Annotated in this window: 12 protein-coding genes, 4 tRNA genes and 2 rRNA genes; all 18 read right to left on the bottom strand. The window is 54.4% G+C overall.

Annotation, left to right across the window (positions count from 1 at the left end; genetic code table 11):
• Positions 1-174: 174 nt before the first annotated feature.
• Positions 175-4,374: a DNA-directed RNA polymerase subunit beta' gene (rpoC, locus tag ACP3TY_RS00105; RefSeq protein ID WP_053124316.1), complete on the bottom strand. Its 4,200-nt coding sequence runs from the start codon at positions 4,372-4,374 to the stop codon at positions 175-177.
• A 64-nt stretch (positions 4,375-4,438) separates the two neighbouring features.
• Positions 4,439-8,512 (bottom strand): DNA-directed RNA polymerase subunit beta, encoded by a 4,074-nt coding sequence (rpoB, locus tag ACP3TY_RS00100; protein ID WP_008081909.1) that lies wholly within the window; start codon positions 8,510-8,512, stop codon positions 4,439-4,441.
• A 221-nt stretch (positions 8,513-8,733) separates the two neighbouring features.
• A complete protein-coding gene (gene rplL / locus ACP3TY_RS00095; RefSeq protein ID WP_053124318.1) occupies positions 8,734-9,099 on the bottom strand; it encodes a 50S ribosomal protein L7/L12 in 366 nt (121 codons plus the stop codon).
• Positions 9,100-9,178: 79 nt separating this feature from the next.
• Complete coding sequence (gene rplJ, locus ACP3TY_RS00090; RefSeq protein WP_053124320.1) at positions 9,179-9,679, bottom strand: 50S ribosomal protein L10; 501 nt, start codon at positions 9,677-9,679, stop codon at positions 9,179-9,181.
• A 196-nt stretch (positions 9,680-9,875) separates the two neighbouring features.
• On the bottom strand, positions 9,876-10,571 hold the full coding sequence (rplA, locus tag ACP3TY_RS00085; protein WP_053124322.1) for a 50S ribosomal protein L1: 696 nt from the start codon (positions 10,569-10,571) through the stop codon (positions 9,876-9,878).
• Positions 10,571-11,002, bottom strand: a complete 432-nt coding sequence (gene rplK / locus ACP3TY_RS00080; protein WP_003228756.1) for a 50S ribosomal protein L11 — start codon at positions 11,000-11,002, stop codon at positions 10,571-10,573. The genes rplA and rplK overlap by 1 nt, the downstream gene beginning before the upstream one ends.
• Before the next feature lie 117 nt (positions 11,003-11,119).
• Positions 11,120-11,653 carry a transcription termination/antitermination protein NusG gene (nusG, locus tag ACP3TY_RS00075; RefSeq protein WP_007916492.1) on the bottom strand — a complete coding sequence of 178 codons (534 nt, stop codon included), beginning with the start codon at positions 11,651-11,653 and terminating at the stop codon, positions 11,120-11,122.
• Positions 11,654-11,662: 9 nt separating this feature from the next.
• Positions 11,663-12,031, bottom strand: coding sequence for a preprotein translocase subunit SecE (gene secE / locus ACP3TY_RS00070; RefSeq protein ID WP_008081915.1), 369 nt, complete (start codon positions 12,029-12,031; stop codon positions 11,663-11,665).
• Between the two features lie 45 nt (positions 12,032-12,076).
• Positions 12,077-12,152, bottom strand: a tRNA-Trp gene (locus ACP3TY_RS00065).
• A gap of 53 nt (positions 12,153-12,205) precedes the next feature.
• Positions 12,206-13,399 carry an elongation factor Tu gene (tuf, locus tag ACP3TY_RS00060; RefSeq protein ID WP_426619029.1) on the bottom strand — a complete coding sequence of 398 codons (1,194 nt, stop codon included), beginning with the start codon at positions 13,397-13,399 and terminating at the stop codon, positions 12,206-12,208.
• Positions 13,400-13,483: 84 nt separating this feature from the next.
• Positions 13,484-13,559: transfer RNA gene (locus ACP3TY_RS00055), tRNA-Thr, on the bottom strand.
• Between the two features lie 26 nt (positions 13,560-13,585).
• Positions 13,586-13,659: transfer RNA gene (locus tag ACP3TY_RS00050), tRNA-Gly, on the bottom strand.
• 25 nt (positions 13,660-13,684) lie between these two features.
• A tRNA-Tyr gene (locus tag ACP3TY_RS00045) sits at positions 13,685-13,769 on the bottom strand.
• Between the two features lie 143 nt (positions 13,770-13,912).
• Positions 13,913-14,350 (bottom strand): hypothetical protein, encoded by a 438-nt coding sequence (locus tag ACP3TY_RS00040; protein ID WP_426619028.1) that lies wholly within the window; start codon positions 14,348-14,350, stop codon positions 13,913-13,915.
• Positions 14,351-14,357: 7 nt separating this feature from the next.
• Entirely contained in the window at positions 14,358-15,107 is a 750-nt protein-coding gene (locus ACP3TY_RS00035; RefSeq protein WP_159814928.1) for a pantothenate kinase, read from the bottom strand.
• Entirely contained in the window at positions 15,097-16,050 is a 954-nt protein-coding gene (gene birA / locus ACP3TY_RS00030; RefSeq protein WP_426619027.1) for a bifunctional biotin--[acetyl-CoA-carboxylase] ligase/biotin operon repressor BirA, read from the bottom strand. The genes ACP3TY_RS00035 and birA overlap by 11 nt, the downstream gene beginning before the upstream one ends.
• A 132-nt stretch (positions 16,051-16,182) precedes the next feature.
• Positions 16,183-16,298 (bottom strand): 5S ribosomal RNA (rrf, locus tag ACP3TY_RS00025).
• A gap of 170 nt (positions 16,299-16,468) precedes the next feature.
• Positions 16,469-19,362: ribosomal RNA gene (locus ACP3TY_RS00020) — 23S ribosomal RNA — on the bottom strand.
• Positions 19,363-19,373 lie beyond the last annotated feature (11 nt).

The following is a 19,373-nucleotide window of genomic DNA, read 5'->3' as shown; positions in this document are numbered from 1 at the left end:
GAAAAGCAAAATGGCAGGAACGAATTCCCGCCAAATTTAGGGGATCAAGAGTCTAAAGAGGATCTTGTCCCCAGTCAAGGCAAGGCCCCGACCTCCCCGCCCCTCGAACCTCGACAAAATGTCTCGATTCGACGAACGGGGCGATCAGGGCCCTACTCTCATTTATCGCAGAACTCAGTTACCGCTCGAGTTCAACGCTTCGGTCAGTGCAGCTTCCACTTCACTGGCGCTTACGCGCAACGGCTTGTCTGCTTCACGACGACGCTTGCGCTCGCTGTGATATGCCAGGCCAGTACCAGCCGGAATCAGACGACCCACGACTACGTTTTCTTTCAGGCCGCGCAGGTAATCGCGCTTGCCGGTGACTGCCGCTTCGGTCAGTACACGAGTGGTTTCCTGGAAGGAAGCCGCCGAGATGAACGATTCGGTGGACAACGACGCCTTGGTGATACCCAGCAGAACGCGAGTGAACTTGGAGACAAACTTGTCTTCCGCGCCCAGACGCTCGTTCTCTACCAGTACGTGAGTCAGTTCCATCTGGTCGCCCTTGATGAAACTCGAATCGCCGGATTCAGCGATCTCAACTTTACGCAGCATCTGACGCAAGATGGTCTCGATGTGCTTATCGTTGATCTTCACGCCTTGCAGACGGTAAACGTCCTGGATCTCGTTAACGATGTACTTGGCCAGCGCACTCACACCCAGCAGACGCAGGATGTCGTGCGGATCGCTTGGACCGTCGGAGATAACTTCGCCGCGGTTTACCTGTTCGCCTTCGAAGACGTTGAGGTGACGCCACTTCGGAATCAGCTCTTCATACGGATCACTACCGTCGTTCGGGGTAATGACCAGGCGGCGCTTGCCTTTGGTCTCTTTACCGAACGCGATGGTGCCGCTGACTTCAGCCAGAATCGACGCTTCTTTCGGACGACGAGCTTCGAACAAGTCGGCAACACGCGGCAGACCACCGGTGATGTCACGGGTCTTCGAAGTTTCTTGCGGGATACGCGCGATAACATCACCGATCGCGATCTTCGCACCATCCGCTACACCGACCAGGGCGTTGGCTGGCAGGAAGTACTGAGCGATAACGTCAGTGCCTGGCAGCAACAGATCCTTGCCGTTGTCATCGACCATCTTAACGGCAGGACGGATGTCTTTACCGGCAGCTGGACGATCTTTCGCGTCGAGTACTTCAATGTTGGTCATACCGGTCAATTCGTCAGTCTGACGCTTGATCGTGATGCCTTCTTCCATGCCCACGTAGGTCACGGTACCTTTCATTTCGGTAACGATCGGGTGAGTGTGCGGATCCCACTTGGCCACGATTGCGCCAGCGTCGACCTTGTCACCTTCTTTAACCGAAATCACAGCACCGTACGGCAGCTTGTAACGCTCGCGTTCGCGACCGAATTCGTCAGCAATTGCCAACTCACCGGAACGGGACACAGCTACCAGGCAACCATCTACTCGCTCAACGTGTTTCAGGTTGTGCAGACGGACGGTACCGCCATTCTTCACCTGAACGCTGTCAGCTGCAGAGGTCCGGCTTGCCGCACCACCGATGTGGAACGTACGCATGGTCAGCTGGGTACCCGGCTCACCGATGGACTGGGCAGCGATAACGCCGACCGCTTCACCGATGTTCACCTGGTGACCACGGGCCAGATCGCGGCCGTAGCACTTGGCGCAGATACCGTAGCGGGTTTCGCAGCTGATCGGCGAGCGAACGATCACTTCGTCGATGCTGTTGAGTTCGATGAACTCGACCCACTTCTCGTCTACCAGCGTGCCGGCAGGAACGATGACTTCTTCGGTACCAGGCTTGAATACGTCACGGGCAATAACACGACCCAATACGCGCTCACCCAACGGCTCTACAACGTCACCGCCTTCAATGTGCGGAGTCATCAGCAGACCGTGTTCGGTGCCGCAATCGATCTCGGTTACAACCAGATCCTGCGCCACGTCTACCAGACGACGAGTCAGGTAACCGGAGTTCGCAGTTTTCAACGCGGTATCCGCCAGACCTTTACGAGCACCGTGAGTGGAGATGAAGTACTGAAGTACGCTCAAACCTTCACGGAAGTTCGCAGTAATCGGCGTTTCAATGATGGAACCGTCCGGCTTGGCCATCAGACCACGCATACCGGCCAGCTGACGAATCTGTGCTGCGGAACCCCGCGCACCCGAGTCGGCCATCATGTACATCGAGTTGAAAGACTCTTGATCGACTTCAACGCCGTGACGGTCGATAACCTTCTCTTTCGAGAGGTTGGCCATCATTGCCTTGGAAACTTCGTCGTTCGCTTTCGACCAAAGGTCGATCACTTTGTTGTACTTCTCGCCCTGGGTTACCAGGCCGGAGGCGTACTGGCTCTCGATCTCTTTCACTTCGTCGGTAGCTGCACCGATGATGCGGGCTTTCTCGTCCGGGATAACGAAGTCGTTAACACCGATGGAAACGCCGGAGATGGTCGAGTAAGCGAAACCGGTGTACATCAACTGGTCAGCGAAGATCACGGTCTCTTTCAAACCAACCACGCGGTAGCACTGGTTGATCAGCTTGGAGATCGCCTTTTTCTTCATTGGCAGGTTGACGACGTCGTACGACAGACCTGGCGGAACAACCTGGAACAACAGCGCACGGCCAACGGTAGTGTCGACGATACGGGTGTTCTTGACGCTGCCACCGTCACGATCATTAACGGTTTCGTTAATACGTACTTTAACTTTGGCGTGCAGTGCGGCTTCGCCGGCACGGAACACACGGTCAACTTCCTGCAGATCCGCGAATACACGACCTTCGCCCTTGGCGTTGATCGCTTCACGAGTCATGTAGTACAGACCCAATACAACGTCCTGCGACGGAACGATGATTGGCTCACCGTTGGCTGGCGACAGAATGTTGTTGGTCGACATCATCAACGCACGCGCTTCCAACTGGGCTTCCAGTGTCAGCGGTACGTGCACGGCCATTTGGTCGCCGTCGAAGTCGGCGTTGTACGCGGCACAGACCAGAGGGTGCAGCTGGATAGCCTTACCTTCGATCAGTACCGGTTCAAACGCCTGGATACCCAGACGGTGAAGGGTCGGTGCACGGTTGAGAAGAACCGGGTGTTCGCGAATCACTTCAGCGAGAACGTCCCAAACCTCTGGCAGTTCGCGCTCGACCATTTTCTTGGCCGCTTTGATGGTGGTCGCGAGACCACGCATTTCGAGCTTGCCGAAAATGAACGGTTTGAACAGCTCGAGAGCCATCTTCTTCGGCAGACCGCACTGGTGCAGACGCAGGGTCGGGCCTACGGTAATTACCGAACGACCGGAGTAGTCAACACGCTTACCGAGCAAGTTCTGACGGAAACGACCTTGCTTACCCTTGATCATGTCAGCCAGGGATTTCAGAGGACGCTTGTTTGAACCAGTGATAGCACGACCACGACGACCGTTGTCGAGCAGAGCATCGACAGCTTCCTGCAACATACGCTTTTCGTTGCGCACGATGATGTCCGGAGCGGACAGATCCAGCAGGCGCTTCAAACGGTTGTTACGGTTGATCACTCGACGATACAGATCGTTGAGGTCGGAAGTCGCGAAACGACCGCCATCCAGTGGTACCAGTGGACGCAGATCTGGCGGCAGAACCGGCAGAACGGTCAGCACCATCCACTCTGGCAGGTTGCCGGAACCCTGGAAGGCTTCCATCAACTTCAGACGCTTGGACAGCTTCTTGATCTTGGTTTCGGAGTTGGTTTGCGGAATTTCTTCACGCAGACGGCCAATCTCGTGTTCCAGGTCGATAGCGTGCAGCAGTTCACGGACAGCTTCAGCACCCATGCGGGCGTCGAAGTCGTCACCGAACTCTTCCAGCGCTTCGAAGTACTGCTCGTCGTTCAGCAGCTGACCTTTTTCAAGGGTGGTCATGCCCGGGTCGATAACGACATAGCTCTCGAAGTAGAGAACGCGTTCGATATCACGCAGGGTCATGTCCATCAGCAGGCCGATACGGGACGGCAGCGATTTCAGGAACCAGATGTGGGCAACCGGCGAAGCCAGTTCGATGTGCGCCATGCGCTCACGACGAACCTTGGCCAGTGCAACTTCAACGCCGCACTTCTCGCAGATCACACCACGGTGTTTCAAGCGCTTGTACTTACCGCACAGGCACTCGTAATCCTTTACCGGGCCAAAGATCTTGGCGCAGAACAGGCCGTCACGCTCAGGTTTGAACGTACGGTAGTTGATGGTTTCCGGCTTTTTAACTTCACCGAACGACCACGAACGGATCATCTCAGGCGAGGCCAATCCGATACGGATGGCGTCGAACTCTTCGACTTGACCCTGGTTTTTCAGCAAATTCAGTAGGTCTTTCAAGGCCTTTCCTCCTGGCGGAGCAGAGAGCGGGCAATCCTGCCCCGCTCTCGATTCGCGTCACGTGTTATTCGGTTTCCAGATCGATATCGATGCCGAGGGAACGAATTTCCTTGATCAACACGTTGAAGGACTCGGGCATGCCCGGCTCCATACGGTGATCGCCATCCACGATGTTTTTGTACATCTTGGTACGGCCGTTCACATCGTCCGACTTCACTGTGAGCATTTCTTGCAGAGTGTAAGCAGCACCGTATGCTTCCAGTGCCCAGACCTCCATCTCCCCGAAACGCTGACCACCGAACTGCGCCTTACCACCCAGCGGCTGCTGGGTAACCAGGCTGTACGAACCGGTAGAACGAGCGTGCATCTTGTCGTCTACCAAGTGGTTCAGCTTCAGCATGTACATGTAGCCAACGGTAACTGGACGCTCGAACTTGTTGCCGGTACGGCCGTCAGTCAGCTGCATCTGGCCGCTTTCCGGCAAGTCTGCCAGTTTCAGCATGGCCTTGATTTCGCTTTCCTTGGCGCCGTCGAACACTGGAGTGGCCATTGGAACGCCGCCACGCAGGTTCTTCGCCAGATCCAGGATTTCCTGATCGGAGAAGCTGTCCAGATCTTCGTTACGACCGCCGATCTGGTTGTAGATCTCGTCGAGGAAGGTACGCAGTTCAGCGACTTTACGCTGCTCTTCGATCATCCGGTTGATCTTCTCGCCCAGACCTTTGGCCGCGAGGCCCAGGTGGGTTTCAAGGATCTGACCAACGTTCATACGCGAAGGTACGCCCAGTGGGTTGAGGACGACGTCGACCGGGGTGCCATTGGCATCGTGCGGCATGTCTTCAACCGGCATGATCACGGAGACCACACCTTTGTTACCGTGACGACCGGCCATCTTGTCGCCCGGTTGGATGCGACGACGGATTGCCAGGTAAACCTTGACGATTTTCAGCACGCCTGGAGCCAGGTCATCGCCCTGCTGCAGTTTGCGCTTCTTGTCTTCGAACTTGTCGTCCAGCAAACGGCGGCGATCAACGATATAGGCCTGAGCCTTCTCGAGCTGCTCGTTCAGAGCATCTTCAGCCATGCGCAGTTTGAACCACTGACCATGCTCAAGACCGTCGAGTACTTCGTCGGTGATGTCCTGACCTTTCTTCAGACCTGCGCCGCCTTCAGCCTTGTGGCCTACCAGAGCGGAACGCAGACGTTCGAAGGTCGCGCCTTCAACGATACGGAACTCTTCGTTCAGATCCTTGCGGATCTCGTCGAGCTGAGTCTTCTCGATCGACAGTGCACGAGCATCACGCTCAACGCCGTCGCGGGTGAAGACCTGTACGTCGATGACAGTACCTTTGGTACCAGTAGGTACACGCAGGGAAGTGTCTTTAACGTCGCTGGCTTTTTCACCGAAGATTGCACGCAGCAGTTTTTCTTCCGGAGTCAGTTGGGTCTCGCCTTTCGGAGTGACCTTACCGACCAGGATGTCGCCTGCGCCAACTTCAGCACCAACATAAACGATACCGGCTTCGTCCAGTTTGTTCAGTGCAGCTTCACCCACGTTAGGGATGTCCGCAGTGATCTCTTCAGGCCCAAGCTTGGTGTCACGGGCCACACAGGTCAGTTCCTGAATGTGGATCGTGGTGAAACGGTCTTCTTGAACAACACGCTCGGACAGGCAGATGGAGTCTTCGAAGTTGAAGCCGTTCCATGCCATGAACGCGATGCGCATGTTCTGACCCAGTGCCAGTTCACCCATGTCGGTGGACGGGCCGTCGGCCATGATGTCGCTACGCTGAACGCGATCACCCTTACGCACCAGCGGACGCTGGTTGATGCAGGTGTTCTGGTTCGAGCGGGTGTATTTGGTCAGGTTGTAGATGTCGACACCAGCTTCGCCGGTTTCAACTTCGTCATCAGCAACACGAACCACGATACGGCTGGCGTCGACGGAATCGATCACGCCGCCACGACGAGCCACGACGCAAACGCCGGAGTCACGGGCTACGTTACGCTCCATGCCAGTACCTACCAGCGGCTTGTCAGCGCGCAGGGTTGGTACAGCTTGACGCTGCATGTTCGAACCCATCAACGCACGGTTGGCGTCGTCGTGCTCGAGGAACGGAATCAGCGACGCTGCAACCGAAACTACCTGCTTCGGCGAAACGTCCATCAAGGTGACTTCTTCAGGCGCCTTAACGGTGAATTCGTTCAGGTGACGTACGGCTACCAGTTCGTCGATCAGGACTTTCTGGTCGTTCATGGTCGCCGAAGCCTGCGCGATCACGTGATCGGCTTCTTCAATAGCGGACAGGAACACGATCTCGTCGGTGACGACACCCTCTTTCACCACACGGTACGGGCTTTCCAGGAAGCCGTACTGGTTGGTGCGAGCGTACGCAGCCAGGGAGTTGATCAGACCGATGTTCGGACCTTCCGGCGTTTCAATCGGGCATACACGACCGTAGTGAGTCGGGTGTACGTCACGGACTTCAAAGCCTGCGCGCTCACGAGTCAGACCGCCAGGGCCGAGTGCAGAGACACGACGCTTGTGGGTGATCTCGGACAGCGGGTTGTTCTGGTCCATGAACTGCGAGAGCTGGCTGGAACCGAAGAACTCTTTCACCGCCGCAGCCACTGGCTTGGCGTTGATCAGGTCTTGCGGCATCAGGCCTTCGCTTTCAGCCATCGACAGACGCTCTTTGACCGCACGCTCAACACGTACCAGGCCAACGCGGAACTGGTTCTCGGCCATTTCGCCTACGCAGCGAACACGACGGTTACCCAGGTGGTCGATGTCATCGACGATGCCCTTACCGTTACGGATGTCGACCAGAGTCTTCAGTACCGCGACGATGTCTTCCTTGCACAGCACGCCCGAACCTTCGATCTCGGTACGACCGATACGACGGTTGAACTTCATCCGGCCGACCGCAGACAGGTCATAGCGCTCAGGGCTGAAGAACAGGTTGTTGAACAGGGTTTCGGCAGCGTCTTTGGTTGGCGGCTCGCCTGGACGCATCATGCGATAGATCTCGACCAGCGCTTCCAATTGGTTGCTGGTGGAGTCGATCTTCAGCGTGTCAGAAACGAACGGACCGCAGTCGATGTCGTTGGTGTACAGAGTTTCGATGCGAACAACGCCGGACTTGGCAATTTTTGCCAGGACTTCGGTGTTCAGCTCGGTGTTGCACTCTGCCAGGATTTCGCCGGTAGCCGGGTGCACGATGACCTTGGCGGTCGTACGGCCCAGGACGTAGTCCAGAGGTACTTCCAGGGTCTTGATGCCGGCTTTTTCGATCTGGTTGATGTGGCGCGCGGTAATACGGCGGCCCGCTTCAACAATGACCTTGCCCTTCTCGTCCTGAATGTCCAGAACCGCAATTTCACCACGCAGACGCGAAGCAATCAGTTCCAGGCTGAGGGTTTCGCCGCTCAGGTGGAAAACGTTGGTGGTGTAGAAAGCGTCCAGCACTTCTTCAGTGGTATAGCCGAGCGCGCGCAGCAGTACCGATGCCGGCAGCTTGCGACGACGGTCGATACGCACGAATACGCAGTCTTTCGGGTCGAACTCGAAGTCCAGCCACGAACCGCGGTAAGGAATGATGCGCGCGGAGTACAGCAGTTTGCCGGAGCTATGCGTTTTGCCGCGGTCGTGGTCGAAGAACACGCCCGGGGAACGGTGCAGCTGGGAAACGATTACACGCTCGGTACCGTTGATTACGAAGGTACCGTTCTCAGTCATCAGGGGGATTTCACCCATGTAGACTTCTTGCTCTTTGATGTCCTTGATCGCTTTGTTCGACGATTCTTTGTCGAAAATGATCAGGCGCACTTTTACCCGCAAAGGTACGGCGAAAGTTACACCGCGCAATACGCATTCTTTGACATCAAATGCCGGTTCGCCCAGGCGATAACCGACGTACTCCAGCGCAGCATTGCCGGAGTAGCTGATGATCGGGAAAACGGATTTGAAGGCCGCATGCAGGCCCACGTCGCGGAACTGATCTTTAGTCGCTCCCGCTTGCAAGAATTCACGATACGAATCCAGCTGGATGGCCAGGAGGTAAGGCACATCCATGACGTCCGGCAACTTGCTAAAGTCCTTGCGGATACGTTTTTTCTCAGTATATGAGTAAGCCATCAGCGTTCCCCAGCTTGGTCACCTGCTTGTTTGGCCCCTCCCGACGGGAGCAGCCAGAAAATCGTGCAAACCCCATGGTTTGCGCCACCGCATTGGGTGGTTACAGCGCCTTTATCAGCACCGACCCAGTCGGCTGCCAATAACGGAAAAAGGCCGGTGGCAAGAGCCACCAGCCATCAGCCTGTCGCTTGACGCTCGGGCTGGAGGTGCAAAGTCGAAAGTTACTTAACTTCGACTTCAGCGCCTGCTTCTTCCAGCTTCTTCTTCGCGTCTTCAGCAGCTTCTTTCGAAACGCCTTCAGCGATAACCTGAGGAGCGGTGTCAACCTTCTCCTTGGCTTCTTTCAGACCCAGACCGGTCAGTTCACGTACAGCCTTGATCACGTTGACTTTCTTCTCGCCAGCGCCTTTCAGGATTACGTTGAACTCGGTTTGCTCTTCAACAACAGCGGCAGCAGCAGCTGGACCAGCAGAAGCAGCGGCAGCGGATACGCCGAACTTCTCTTCCATTGCTTTGATCAGCTCAACGATTTCCAGAACCGATTTTTCGCCGATTGCGTCGATGATTTGTTCGTTAGTCAGAGACATGACTTATTTCCTGAATTGGGGGATAGCCTGGAGGCCATCGAAATAAACAAAAATACGCGATAAAAGGAAACGCTCAGCCTTAGGCTGCAGCAGCTTCTTTCTGGTCGCGAAGTGCCGCCAGAGTACGAGCCAATTTGCTGGTAGCGCCTTGAATCACGCTCATCAGCTGGGAAATTGCTTCGTCACGGGTCGGCAGGCTTGCCAGTACGTCGATCTGATTAGCTGCGAGGAACTTGCCCTCGAACGCAGCTGCCTTGATCTCGAACTTGTCCTGACCTTTAGCGAACTCTTTGAACAGACGAGCAGCAGCGCCCGGGTGTTCGTTGGAGAATGCGATCAAGGTCGGGCCGGTGAACACGTCGTTGAGAACACTGTATTCAGTGTCAGCAACAGCGCGCTTGAGCAGGGTGTTACGTACAACACGTACGTAAACGCCAGCTTCACGAGCCTCTTTACGGAGTCCGGTCATTGCGCCTACTGTTACGCCACGTGCATCAACCACGACAGCGGACAGAGCGACTTTGGCAGCCTCGTTGACTTCAGCGACGATGGCCTTCTTGTCTTCGAGATAAATTGCCACGGGTTAACTCCTGCTTGTTACCGTTTCATTCGATCGAAACCGAATGTCGTTTTGGTGTCTGATTCGGTAAGGAACCGGGAGCACCATCTGCGTAGGCTTGTGTATTAAGACTTGCGTCGCCTACGGTCTTGGATAGCCCCCGCCAGGCAGGGACCCCAATCTTTCAATTGACGTGCAAAGCACGCCAACTTTTTTCTTAAGCGTCCAGCGAGCTCTGGTCGATAACCAGACCTGGGCCCATAGTGGTGCTCAGGGTAACGCGCTTAACGTAAATACCTTTCGAGGAAGCTGGCTTGATACGCTTCAGATCAGCGATCAGGGCTTCAACGTTTTCCTTCAGCTTGACGGCGTCGAAGCCCATCTTGCCAACGGAGGTGTGGATAATGCCGTTTTTGTCGGTGCGATAACGAACCTGACCAGCTTTAGCGTTTTTAACAGCAGTCGCTACGTCTGGAGTTACGGTACCAACCTTAGGGTTAGGCATCAGACCACGTGGGCCGAGGATCTGACCCAGTTGACCTACAACGCGCATTGCATCCGGGGATGCGATCACTACGTCATAGTTCAGGTCGCCGCCTTTCATTTCGGCAGCCAGGTCGTCCATACCTACGCGATCAGCGCCGGCAGCCAGAGCGGCTTCAGCAGCTGGGCCTTGGGTGAACACAGCAACGCGAACGGTCTTGCCAGTGCCGTGTGGCAGCACAGTAGCGCTACGAACAACCTGGTCGGATTTACGCGGGTCTACACCCAGGTTTACAGCAATGTCGAACGACTCGCTGAACTTGACAGTCGACAGCTCAGCCAGCAGGGCAGCAGCATCTACAAAGCTGTAGCTTTTGCCTGCTTCGATTTTGCCGGCGATAGCCTTTTGGCGCTTGGTCAGCTTAGCCATTACACACCCTCCACGTTAAGGCCCATGCTACGAGCGGAACCGGCGATGGTACGCACGGCCGCATCCATATCAGCTGCAGTCAGATCCGCGTTTTTGGTTTTCGCGATTTCTTCCAGCTGAGCACGGGTAACGGTGCCAACCTTGACGGTGTTCGGACGAGCGGAACCGCTAGTCAGACCAGCCGCTTTCTTCAGCAGAACCGAAGCAGGGGTGGACTTGGTTTCGAAAGTGAAGCTACGGTCGCTGTAGACAGTGATGATCACTGGAGTCGGCAGACCAGCTTCAAGACCCTGAGTACGGGCGTTGAAAGCCTTGCAGAATTCCATGATGTTCACGCCGTGCTGACCCAGAGCTGGACCAACAGGTGGGCTTGGGTTAGCCTGAGCGGCCTTCACTTGCAGCTTGATGTAAGCGGTAATCTTCTTGGCCATGAGGCACTCCAATTACGGGTTCAAACGCCTCGAAAGGCTCCCCGGTTACTTGCGCGTTTATCCCAGTGACGACAAAACCCCACAGCCTAAGGCTGCGGGGTTGGGATGCTTTTTCAGTTAGACCTTTTCGACCTGACTGAACTCCAACTCTACCGGAGTAGAGCGACCGAAAATGAGCACTGCCACTTGGATCCGGCTCTTTTCGTAGTTAACTTCTTCAACAACGCCATTGAAATCAGCGAATGGACCGTCGTTGACTCGCACCGTTTCGCCCGGCTCGAAGAGAGTCTTCGGCTTAGGCTTGTCGCTACCATCAGCAACACGACGCAGAATTGCTTCTGCCTCTTTATCGGTGATTGGTGCAGGCTTGTCAGCGGTACCGCCGATGAAACCCATCACCCGAGGAGTATCCTTGACCAAGTGCCAAGTACCCTCATTCATGTCCATCTGAACCAGCACATAACCTGGGAAGAACTTGCGCTCGCTTTTGCGTTTCTGGCCATTACGCATCTCAACCACTTCTTCAGTGGGAACCAGAATTTCGCCGAAGCCATCTTCCATGCCAGCCAGCTTTACACGCTCTACCAAAGAGCGCATGACATGCTTCTCGTAACCCGAGTAAGCATGCACAACGTACCAACGCTTAGCCACGGGACACCCTTAGCCGACAATCAAGGAAACAAGCCAGCCGAGCAGGGAATCAAGCCCCCACAACAGCAACGCCATAACCAGAACAACAGCCACTACGATCAACGTGGTCTGCGTGGTTTCTTGGCGAGTTGGCCATACGACTTTACGAATCTCGGTGCGAGCTTCCTTAACCAGTACAAAGAAAGACTTGCCCTTGGCTGTCTGCAAGCCTACAAAGGCAGCTACAGCAGCGAGAGCAAGCAATGCCAGCACGCGGTACAGGATCGGCGAAGCAGAGTAATACTGATTGCCAACAACGCCAACAACCACCAAAGCAACTACTACAAGCCACTTGAGCAGATCGAAGCGAGAGCCTTGAGCTTCAGCCTTAGGAGTCATCTATGAAGATCCTGTGAAAAGAAAGCCAGACACACTGAGTGAATCTGGCAGGTCAGGAGGGAATCGAACCCCCAACCTACGGTTTTGGAGACCGTCGCTCTGCCAATTGAGCTACTGACCTAAAACAAAATCAGGCCGACCATTATGCCGGCCCGAAAAAGACATTACAACTATTTACTCGATGATTTTGGCTACGACACCAGCGCCGACGGTACGACCGCCTTCACGGATAGCGAAACGCAGACCGTCTTCCATCGCGATGGTTTTGATCAGGGTAACAGTCATCTGAATGTTGTCACCTGGCATTACCATTTCAACGCCTTCTGGCAGCTCGCAGTTACCAGTCACGTCAGTCGTACGGAAGTAGAACTGTGGACGGTAGCCTTTGAAGAACGGAGTATGACGGCCGCCTTCTTCCTTGCTCAGAACGTATACTTCTGCAGTGAACTTGGTGTGCGGCTTAACCGAACCCGGCTTAACCAGAACCTGACCACGCTCAACGTCGTCACGCTTGGTGCCACGCAGCAGAACGCCGCAGTTCTCGCCAGCACGACCTTCGTCGAGCAGCTTGCGGAACATTTCAACACCGGTGCAAGTAGTCACGGTGGTGTCACGCAGACCAACGATTTCCAGCGGATCCTGAACGCGAACGATACCGCGCTCGATACGACCAGTCACAACAGTACCGCGACCAGAGATCGAGAATACGTCTTCGATTGGCATCAGGAACGGCTTGTCAGTCACGCGAACTGGTTCTGGGATGTAGCTGTCCAGAGTTTCAACCAGTTTCTTGACGGCAGTGGTGCCCATCTCGTTTTCGTCTTTGCCTTCCAGCGCCATACGAGCCGAACCGATGATGATTGGAGTGTCATCGCCCGGGAAGTCGTAGGTGGACAGCAGGTCGCGAACTTCCATCTCAACCAGTTCCAGCAGCTCAGCGTCGTCTACCAGGTCAGCCTTGTTCAGGAAAACCACGATGTACGGAACGCCTACCTGACGGGACAGCAGGATGTGCTCACGGGTTTGTGGCATCGGACCATCAGCAGCCGAGCAAACCAGAATAGCGCCATCCATCTGAGCAGCACCGGTGATCATGTTCTTCACATAGTCAGCGTGACCCGGGCAGTCAACGTGAGCGTAGTGACGGATCTTCGAGTTGTACTCAACGTGCGCAGTGTTGATGGTGATACCGCGCGCTTTTTCTTCTGGGGCGCTGTCGATCTTGTCGAAATCAACGATTGCCGAACCGAACACTTCGGAGCAAACGCGAGTCAGAGCAGCAGTCAGCGTGGTTTTACCGTGGTCAACGTGACCAATGGTCCCAACGTTGACGTGCGGCAGGGAACGATCAAATTTTTCCTTAGCCATCGATATCACCCTTAACAGAAGAATTGAGCAAACTACATTAGCCATTAAAACAAAGGCAGATATTTTCATATCTGCCTTGTTATATGGAGCTCTTGAGCGGATTTGAACCGCTGACCTCACCCTTACCAAGGGTGTGCTCTACCAACTGAGCTACAAGAGCAAAACACTTTGCACAACCTGCAAACTTGGAGCGGGTAGCGGGAATCGAACCCGCATCATCAGCTTGGAAGGCTGAGGTTCTACCACTAAACTATACCCGCGGAGCTTGCAGCTCACGCTTAAATCTGGTGGAGGGAGAAGGATTCGAACCTTCGAAGTCGTAGACGTCAGATTTACAGTCTGATCCCTTTGGCCGCTCGGGAACCCCTCCTAATCAGGCCGGCATTCTATACTATGCCAAACCCCTGTCAAGCATTTTCTCATTTAAAAACCTGAGGTTAGCTGCATTGACATCACTCTACTGCTGCGACCTTTTCAGGTCTTCGCTGTGGAGCGGGCGCCATTCTATGCAAACTATTCAGTAGGTGCAACCCCCTCGCACAGCATTATTTTATGTTTTAACTCATTGAATTCCTTGGAAAGGTTCTGCAGCTGTAAATCACCCAGCAAACGCTCGCCCTCAGGCGCGATCCGGAGCCAATAACCACTCTCCGGGACGTTTTTCTGCAAGGGTTGCGAGCGAACCTTCATTTCCTCAAGGCGCCGTTCAAGGGCCAAGGCCGGATCCTGAACTGCAAAACCACCCACATAAAGGCATTTTTCTTCGCCCTGGGCAGTTTCGGATTTCTCGCGGGAGGCGCCGCCGCTCTCACTTAGCAACCGAATATCCTGCTGCGACCCCTTATATAAACTGAGAGGCGTGACATCCTTGGCACGCAAAGGAGCTTCCTGCTGGTGCCAGACGTAATAGAACACATTGAGAACAAGGAGCAGCAGGAACAACCAACGCATACAAACCTCAGGACAAAGGACAGGCCATCGCCAACCCTACGAAAACCAAATCCGGGACGAGACGAGCACCAGGAGCAACACTGGCAACCAAGTCAGCATCACCGCCAGTGACAAACACTGTAAAACTCTCCCCCCAATACTCACGCGCGATATCTAACTGAGTGAGTACAAATCCTTTAAGCATCAAAGAACAGCCCCGCTCTACAGCCTCAACCGTGGTTCGCCCAGGAGCCAGGCTCGTCAAGGCACGCTCCGCCGCAACATCTCCATAACGAATCTTCCGTGTATGGGTTCGCAACTGATTACGCATCAACGGCATGCCCGGACAGATAAAGCCACCCAAGTGCTCTCCATCTGCCGAGATGAAATCGGCGGTAACTGCCGTACCAAAATCCAGCACCAGGCAGGCACCCGACGCCAGGTGATACCCACCAAGCATGGCAAGCCACCGATCAAGCCCCAACCGCTCATAGTCTTCGTAGCCGTTTTTGACTCCGGACATTTCCCGAGCGGGCTGAGCGCACACCGCAGAAACACCGAACGCTTGCTCAAGCAGCTTAATGAGCGCTTCGGTTTCCTCAGCGGTCCTGACACTGACCAAACGGCATTTACGCAAAGATATTTTGCCAAGTGAGCGCAGACTTTCGATCAACGCCGCGTCGGAGTCGACCACCCCCTCAGAAAAGAGAGACGCAGCCGCGGCGTCCAATACACGCCACTTTATGAAGCTATTGCCGCAATCGAGCTCAAGAATCATCACGCAACCTCAAGCTGAGCTCACCACCACTAAAGAGTTTTTCCACACCATCCACCTGCAATCGCAGCGCACCTTGATTATCAATTCCGAGCACAACACCATCGATCTGGTTAGTGCCGGCGATCAATGAAACAGATCGCCCCTGCCACAAATGACCGCCCTGCCACTCAGCTTGTAGAGCCGAGAAGCCTCTATCCTGGTGACGCTGGATATATGCCTGCAACTGCTCGCTCAACTGAACAGCTAACGCGTTGCGATCGCAGACCTGACCACACTCGAGTCGCACGGATGTCCATTGCTGATCGACTTCCTCAGCGGCCAGCATATTAACGTTGATACCTATGCCCAAGACCACGTGACAGACGTCCGCGGGATCCCCGACGAGCTCAAGCAAGATACCGGCGATTTTCTTATTACCGACCAGAACATCGTTCGGCCACTTCAATCCCGCCCCGGCGACACCGACTTTTCGCAAGGTGTGCATGACAGCTAGACCCACGACAAGGCTCAAACCTTCCAACTGCCGCATTCCGCCATCTATGCGCAGCACGAGACTGTAATAAAGGTTGTCAGCAAATGGACTCACCCATTTGCGCCCTCTCCGTCCGCGCCCAGACACCTGCCGTTCAGCAAGCACGAGAAAAGGCGCCGATCGGCCCTGACCGATCGCGCGCAATCCCTCGGCATTTGTCGAGTCAATGGAGTCGAATACTGCAACCGGCCAGCCTGGCGCCATTTCCGCTATTTTGAGAGGATCAAGCAACATCAGAGGCGTCGCCAATTGATACCCGCGCCCGCGAACTTTATGGATGGACAGCCCGAGCTCAGCCTCAAGATGCTGAAGCTGTTTCCATACTGCACTTCGACTAATCCCCAGGGCCGCCCCCAGATCCTGACCAGAATGGAATCGCCCATCCTTCAGAAGGTTCAACAACGTCAACATGCAGGTCTCGCCTCACAATGAGGCCCGAATAATAGCTATGCCCCGGGCCGTTGCATAGAAATCAAGCACATGCATTTCCTGCGGGCAAAACAAAACCCCAACTGCTTTCGCAATTGGGGTTTCGGAATTTAATCTTGACGATGACCTACTCTCACATGGGGAAACCCCACACTACCATCGGCGATGCATCGTTTCACTGCTGAGTTCGGGATGGGATCAGGTGGTTCCAACGCTCTATGGTCGTCAAGAAATTCGGGTACTGAGTCGTGACCAGGTGGCCTCGCTTCAGCAAATTGGGTATGTGACAGCTTTCGGTGTTTGTGAACATCGAACTTTCGGTTCGTTTCGTCTTCACACACCGCAATCTGGTGCTCTTTCGCTTTTCAGCTTCGAAGCAAGCAAATTGCTTGGGTGTTATATGGTCAAGCCTCACGGGCAATTAGTATTGGTTAGCTCAACGCCTCACAGCGCTTACACACCCAACCTATCAACGTCGTAGTCTTCGACGGCCCTTCAGGGAACTCAAGGTTCCAGTGAGATCTCATCTTGAGGCTAGTTTCCCGCTTAGATGCTTTCAGCGGTTATCTATTCCGAACATAGCTACCCGGCAATGCCACTGGCGTGACAACCGGAACACCAGAGGTTCGTCCACTCCGGTCCTCTCGTACTAGGAGCAGCCCCTCTCAAATCTCAAACGTCCACGGCAGATAGGGACCGAACTGTCTCACGACGTTCTAAACCCAGCTCGCGTACCACTTTAAATGGCGAACAGCCATACCCTTGGGACCGGCTTCAGCCCCAGGATGTGATGAGCCGACATCGAGGTGCCAAACACCGCCGTCGATATGAACTCTTGGGCGGTATCAGCCTGTTATCCCCGGAGTACCTTTTATCCGTTGAGCGATGGCCCTTCCATACAGAACCACCGGATCACTAAGACCTACTTTCGTACCTGCTCGACGTGTCTGTCTCGCAGTCAAGCGCGCTTTTGCCTTTATACTCTACGACCGATTTCCGACCGGTCTGAGCGCACCTTCGTACTCCTCCGTTACTCTTTAGGAGGAGACCGCCCCAGTCAAACTACCCACCATACACTGTCCTCGATCCGGATAACGGACCTGAGTTAGAACCTCAAAGTTGCCAGGGTGGTATTTCAAGGTTGGCTCCACGCGAACTGGCGTCCACGCTTCAAAGCCTCCCACCTATCCTACACAAGCAAATTCAAAGTCCAGTGCAAAGCTATAGTAAAGGTTCACGGGGTCTTTCCGTCTAGCCGCGGATACACTGCATCTTCACAGCGATTTCAATTTCACTGAGTCTCGGGTGGAGACAGCGCCGCCATCGTTACGCCATTCGTGCAGGTCGGAACTTACCCGACAAGGAATTTCGCTACCTTAGGACCGTTATAGTTACGGCCGCCGTTTACCGGGGCTTCGATCAAGAGCTTCGCGTTAGCTAACCCCATCAATTAACCTTCCGGCACCGGGCAGGCGTCACACCCTATACGTCCACTTTCGTGTTTGCAGAGTGCTGTGTTTTTAATAAACAGTCGCAGCGGCCTGGTATCTTCGACCGGCATGAGCTTACGGAGCAAGTCCTTCACCCTCACCGGCGCACCTTCTCCCGAAGTTACGGTGCCATTTTGCCTAGTTCCTTCACCCGAGTTCTCTCAAGCGCCTTGGTATTCTCTACCCAACCACCTGTGTCGGTTTGGGGTACGGTTCCTGGTTACCTGAAGCTTAGAAGCTTTTCTTGGAAGCATGGCATCAACCACTTCGTGTTCTAAAAGAACACTCGTCATCAGCTCTCGGCCTTAAGATCCCGGATTTACCTAAGATCTCAGCCTACCACCTTAAACTTGGACAACCAACGCCAAGCTGGCCTAGCCTTCTCCGTCCCTCCATCGCAATAACCAGAAGTACAGGAATATTAACCTGTTTTCCATCGACTACGCTTTTCAGCCTCGCCTTAGGGACCGACTAACCCTGCGTCGATTAACGTTGCGCAGGAAACCTTGGTCTTTCGGCGTGGGTGTTTTTCACACCCATTGTCGTTACTCATGTCAGCATTCGCACTTCTGATACCTCCAGCAAGCTTCTCAACTCACCTTCACAGGCTTACAGAACGCTCCTCTACCGCATCATCCGAAGATGATACCCGTAGCTTCGGTGTATGGTTTGAGCCCCGTTACATCTTCCGCGCAGGCCGACTCGACTAGTGAGCTATTACGCTTTCTTTAAAGGGTGGCTGCTTCTAAGCCAACCTCCTAGCTGTCTAAGCCTTCCCACATCGTTTCCCACTTAACCATAACTTTGGGACCTTAGCTGACGGTCTGGGTTGTTTCCCTTTTCACGACGGACGTTAGCACCCGCCGTGTGTCTCCCATGCTCGGCACTTGTAGGTATTCGGAGTTTGCATCGGTTTGGTAAGTCGGGATGACCCCCTAGCCGAAACAGTGCTCTACCCCCTACAGTGATACATGAGGCGCTACCTAAATAGCTTTCGAGGAGAACCAGCTATCTCCGAGCTTGATTAGCCTTTCACTCCGATCCACAGGTCATCCGCTAACTTTTCAACGGTAGTCGGTTCGGTCCTCCAGTTAGTGTTACCCAACCTTCAACCTGCCCATGGATAGATCGCCCGGTTTCGGGTCTATTCCCAGCGACTAGACGCCCTATTAAGACTCGCTTTCGCTACGCCTCCCCTATTCGGTTAAGCTCGCCACTGAAAATAAGTCGCTGACCCATTATACAAAAGGTACGCAGTCACAGAACAAAGTCTGCTCCCACTGCTTGTACGCATACGGTTTCAGGATCTATTTCACTCCCCTCTCCGGGGTTCTTTTCGCCTTTCCCTCACGGTACTAGTTCACTATCGGTCAGTCAGTAGTATTTAGCCTTGGAGGATGGTCCCCCCATATTCAGACAAAGTTTCTCGTGCTCCGTCCTACTCGATTTCATGACTAAGAGATTTTCGCGTACAGGGCTATCACCCACTATGGCCGCACTTTCCAGAGCGTTCCGCTAATCTCAAAGCCACTTAAGGGCTAGTCCCCGTTCGCTCGCCACTACTAAGGGAATCTCGGTTGATTTCTTTTCCTCAGGGTACTTAGATGTTTCAGTTCCCCTGGTTCGCCTCTTGCACCTATGTATTCAGTACAAGATAACCATCTTATGATGGCTGGGTTCCCCCATTCAGACATCTCCGGATCAAAGTCTGTTTGCCGACTCCCCGAAGCTTTTCGCAGGCTACCACGTCTTTCATCGCCTCTGACTGCCAAGGCATCCACCGTATGCGCTTCTTCACTTGACCATATAACCCCA

Source organism: Pseudomonas rustica (genome assembly GCF_049959085.1).
GTDB classification, from domain to species: domain Bacteria; phylum Pseudomonadota; class Gammaproteobacteria; order Pseudomonadales; family Pseudomonadaceae; genus Aquipseudomonas; species Aquipseudomonas rustica.
Note: the sequence above shows the minus strand (reverse complement) of the source record. Positions and strands in the feature narration are given on the sequence as shown.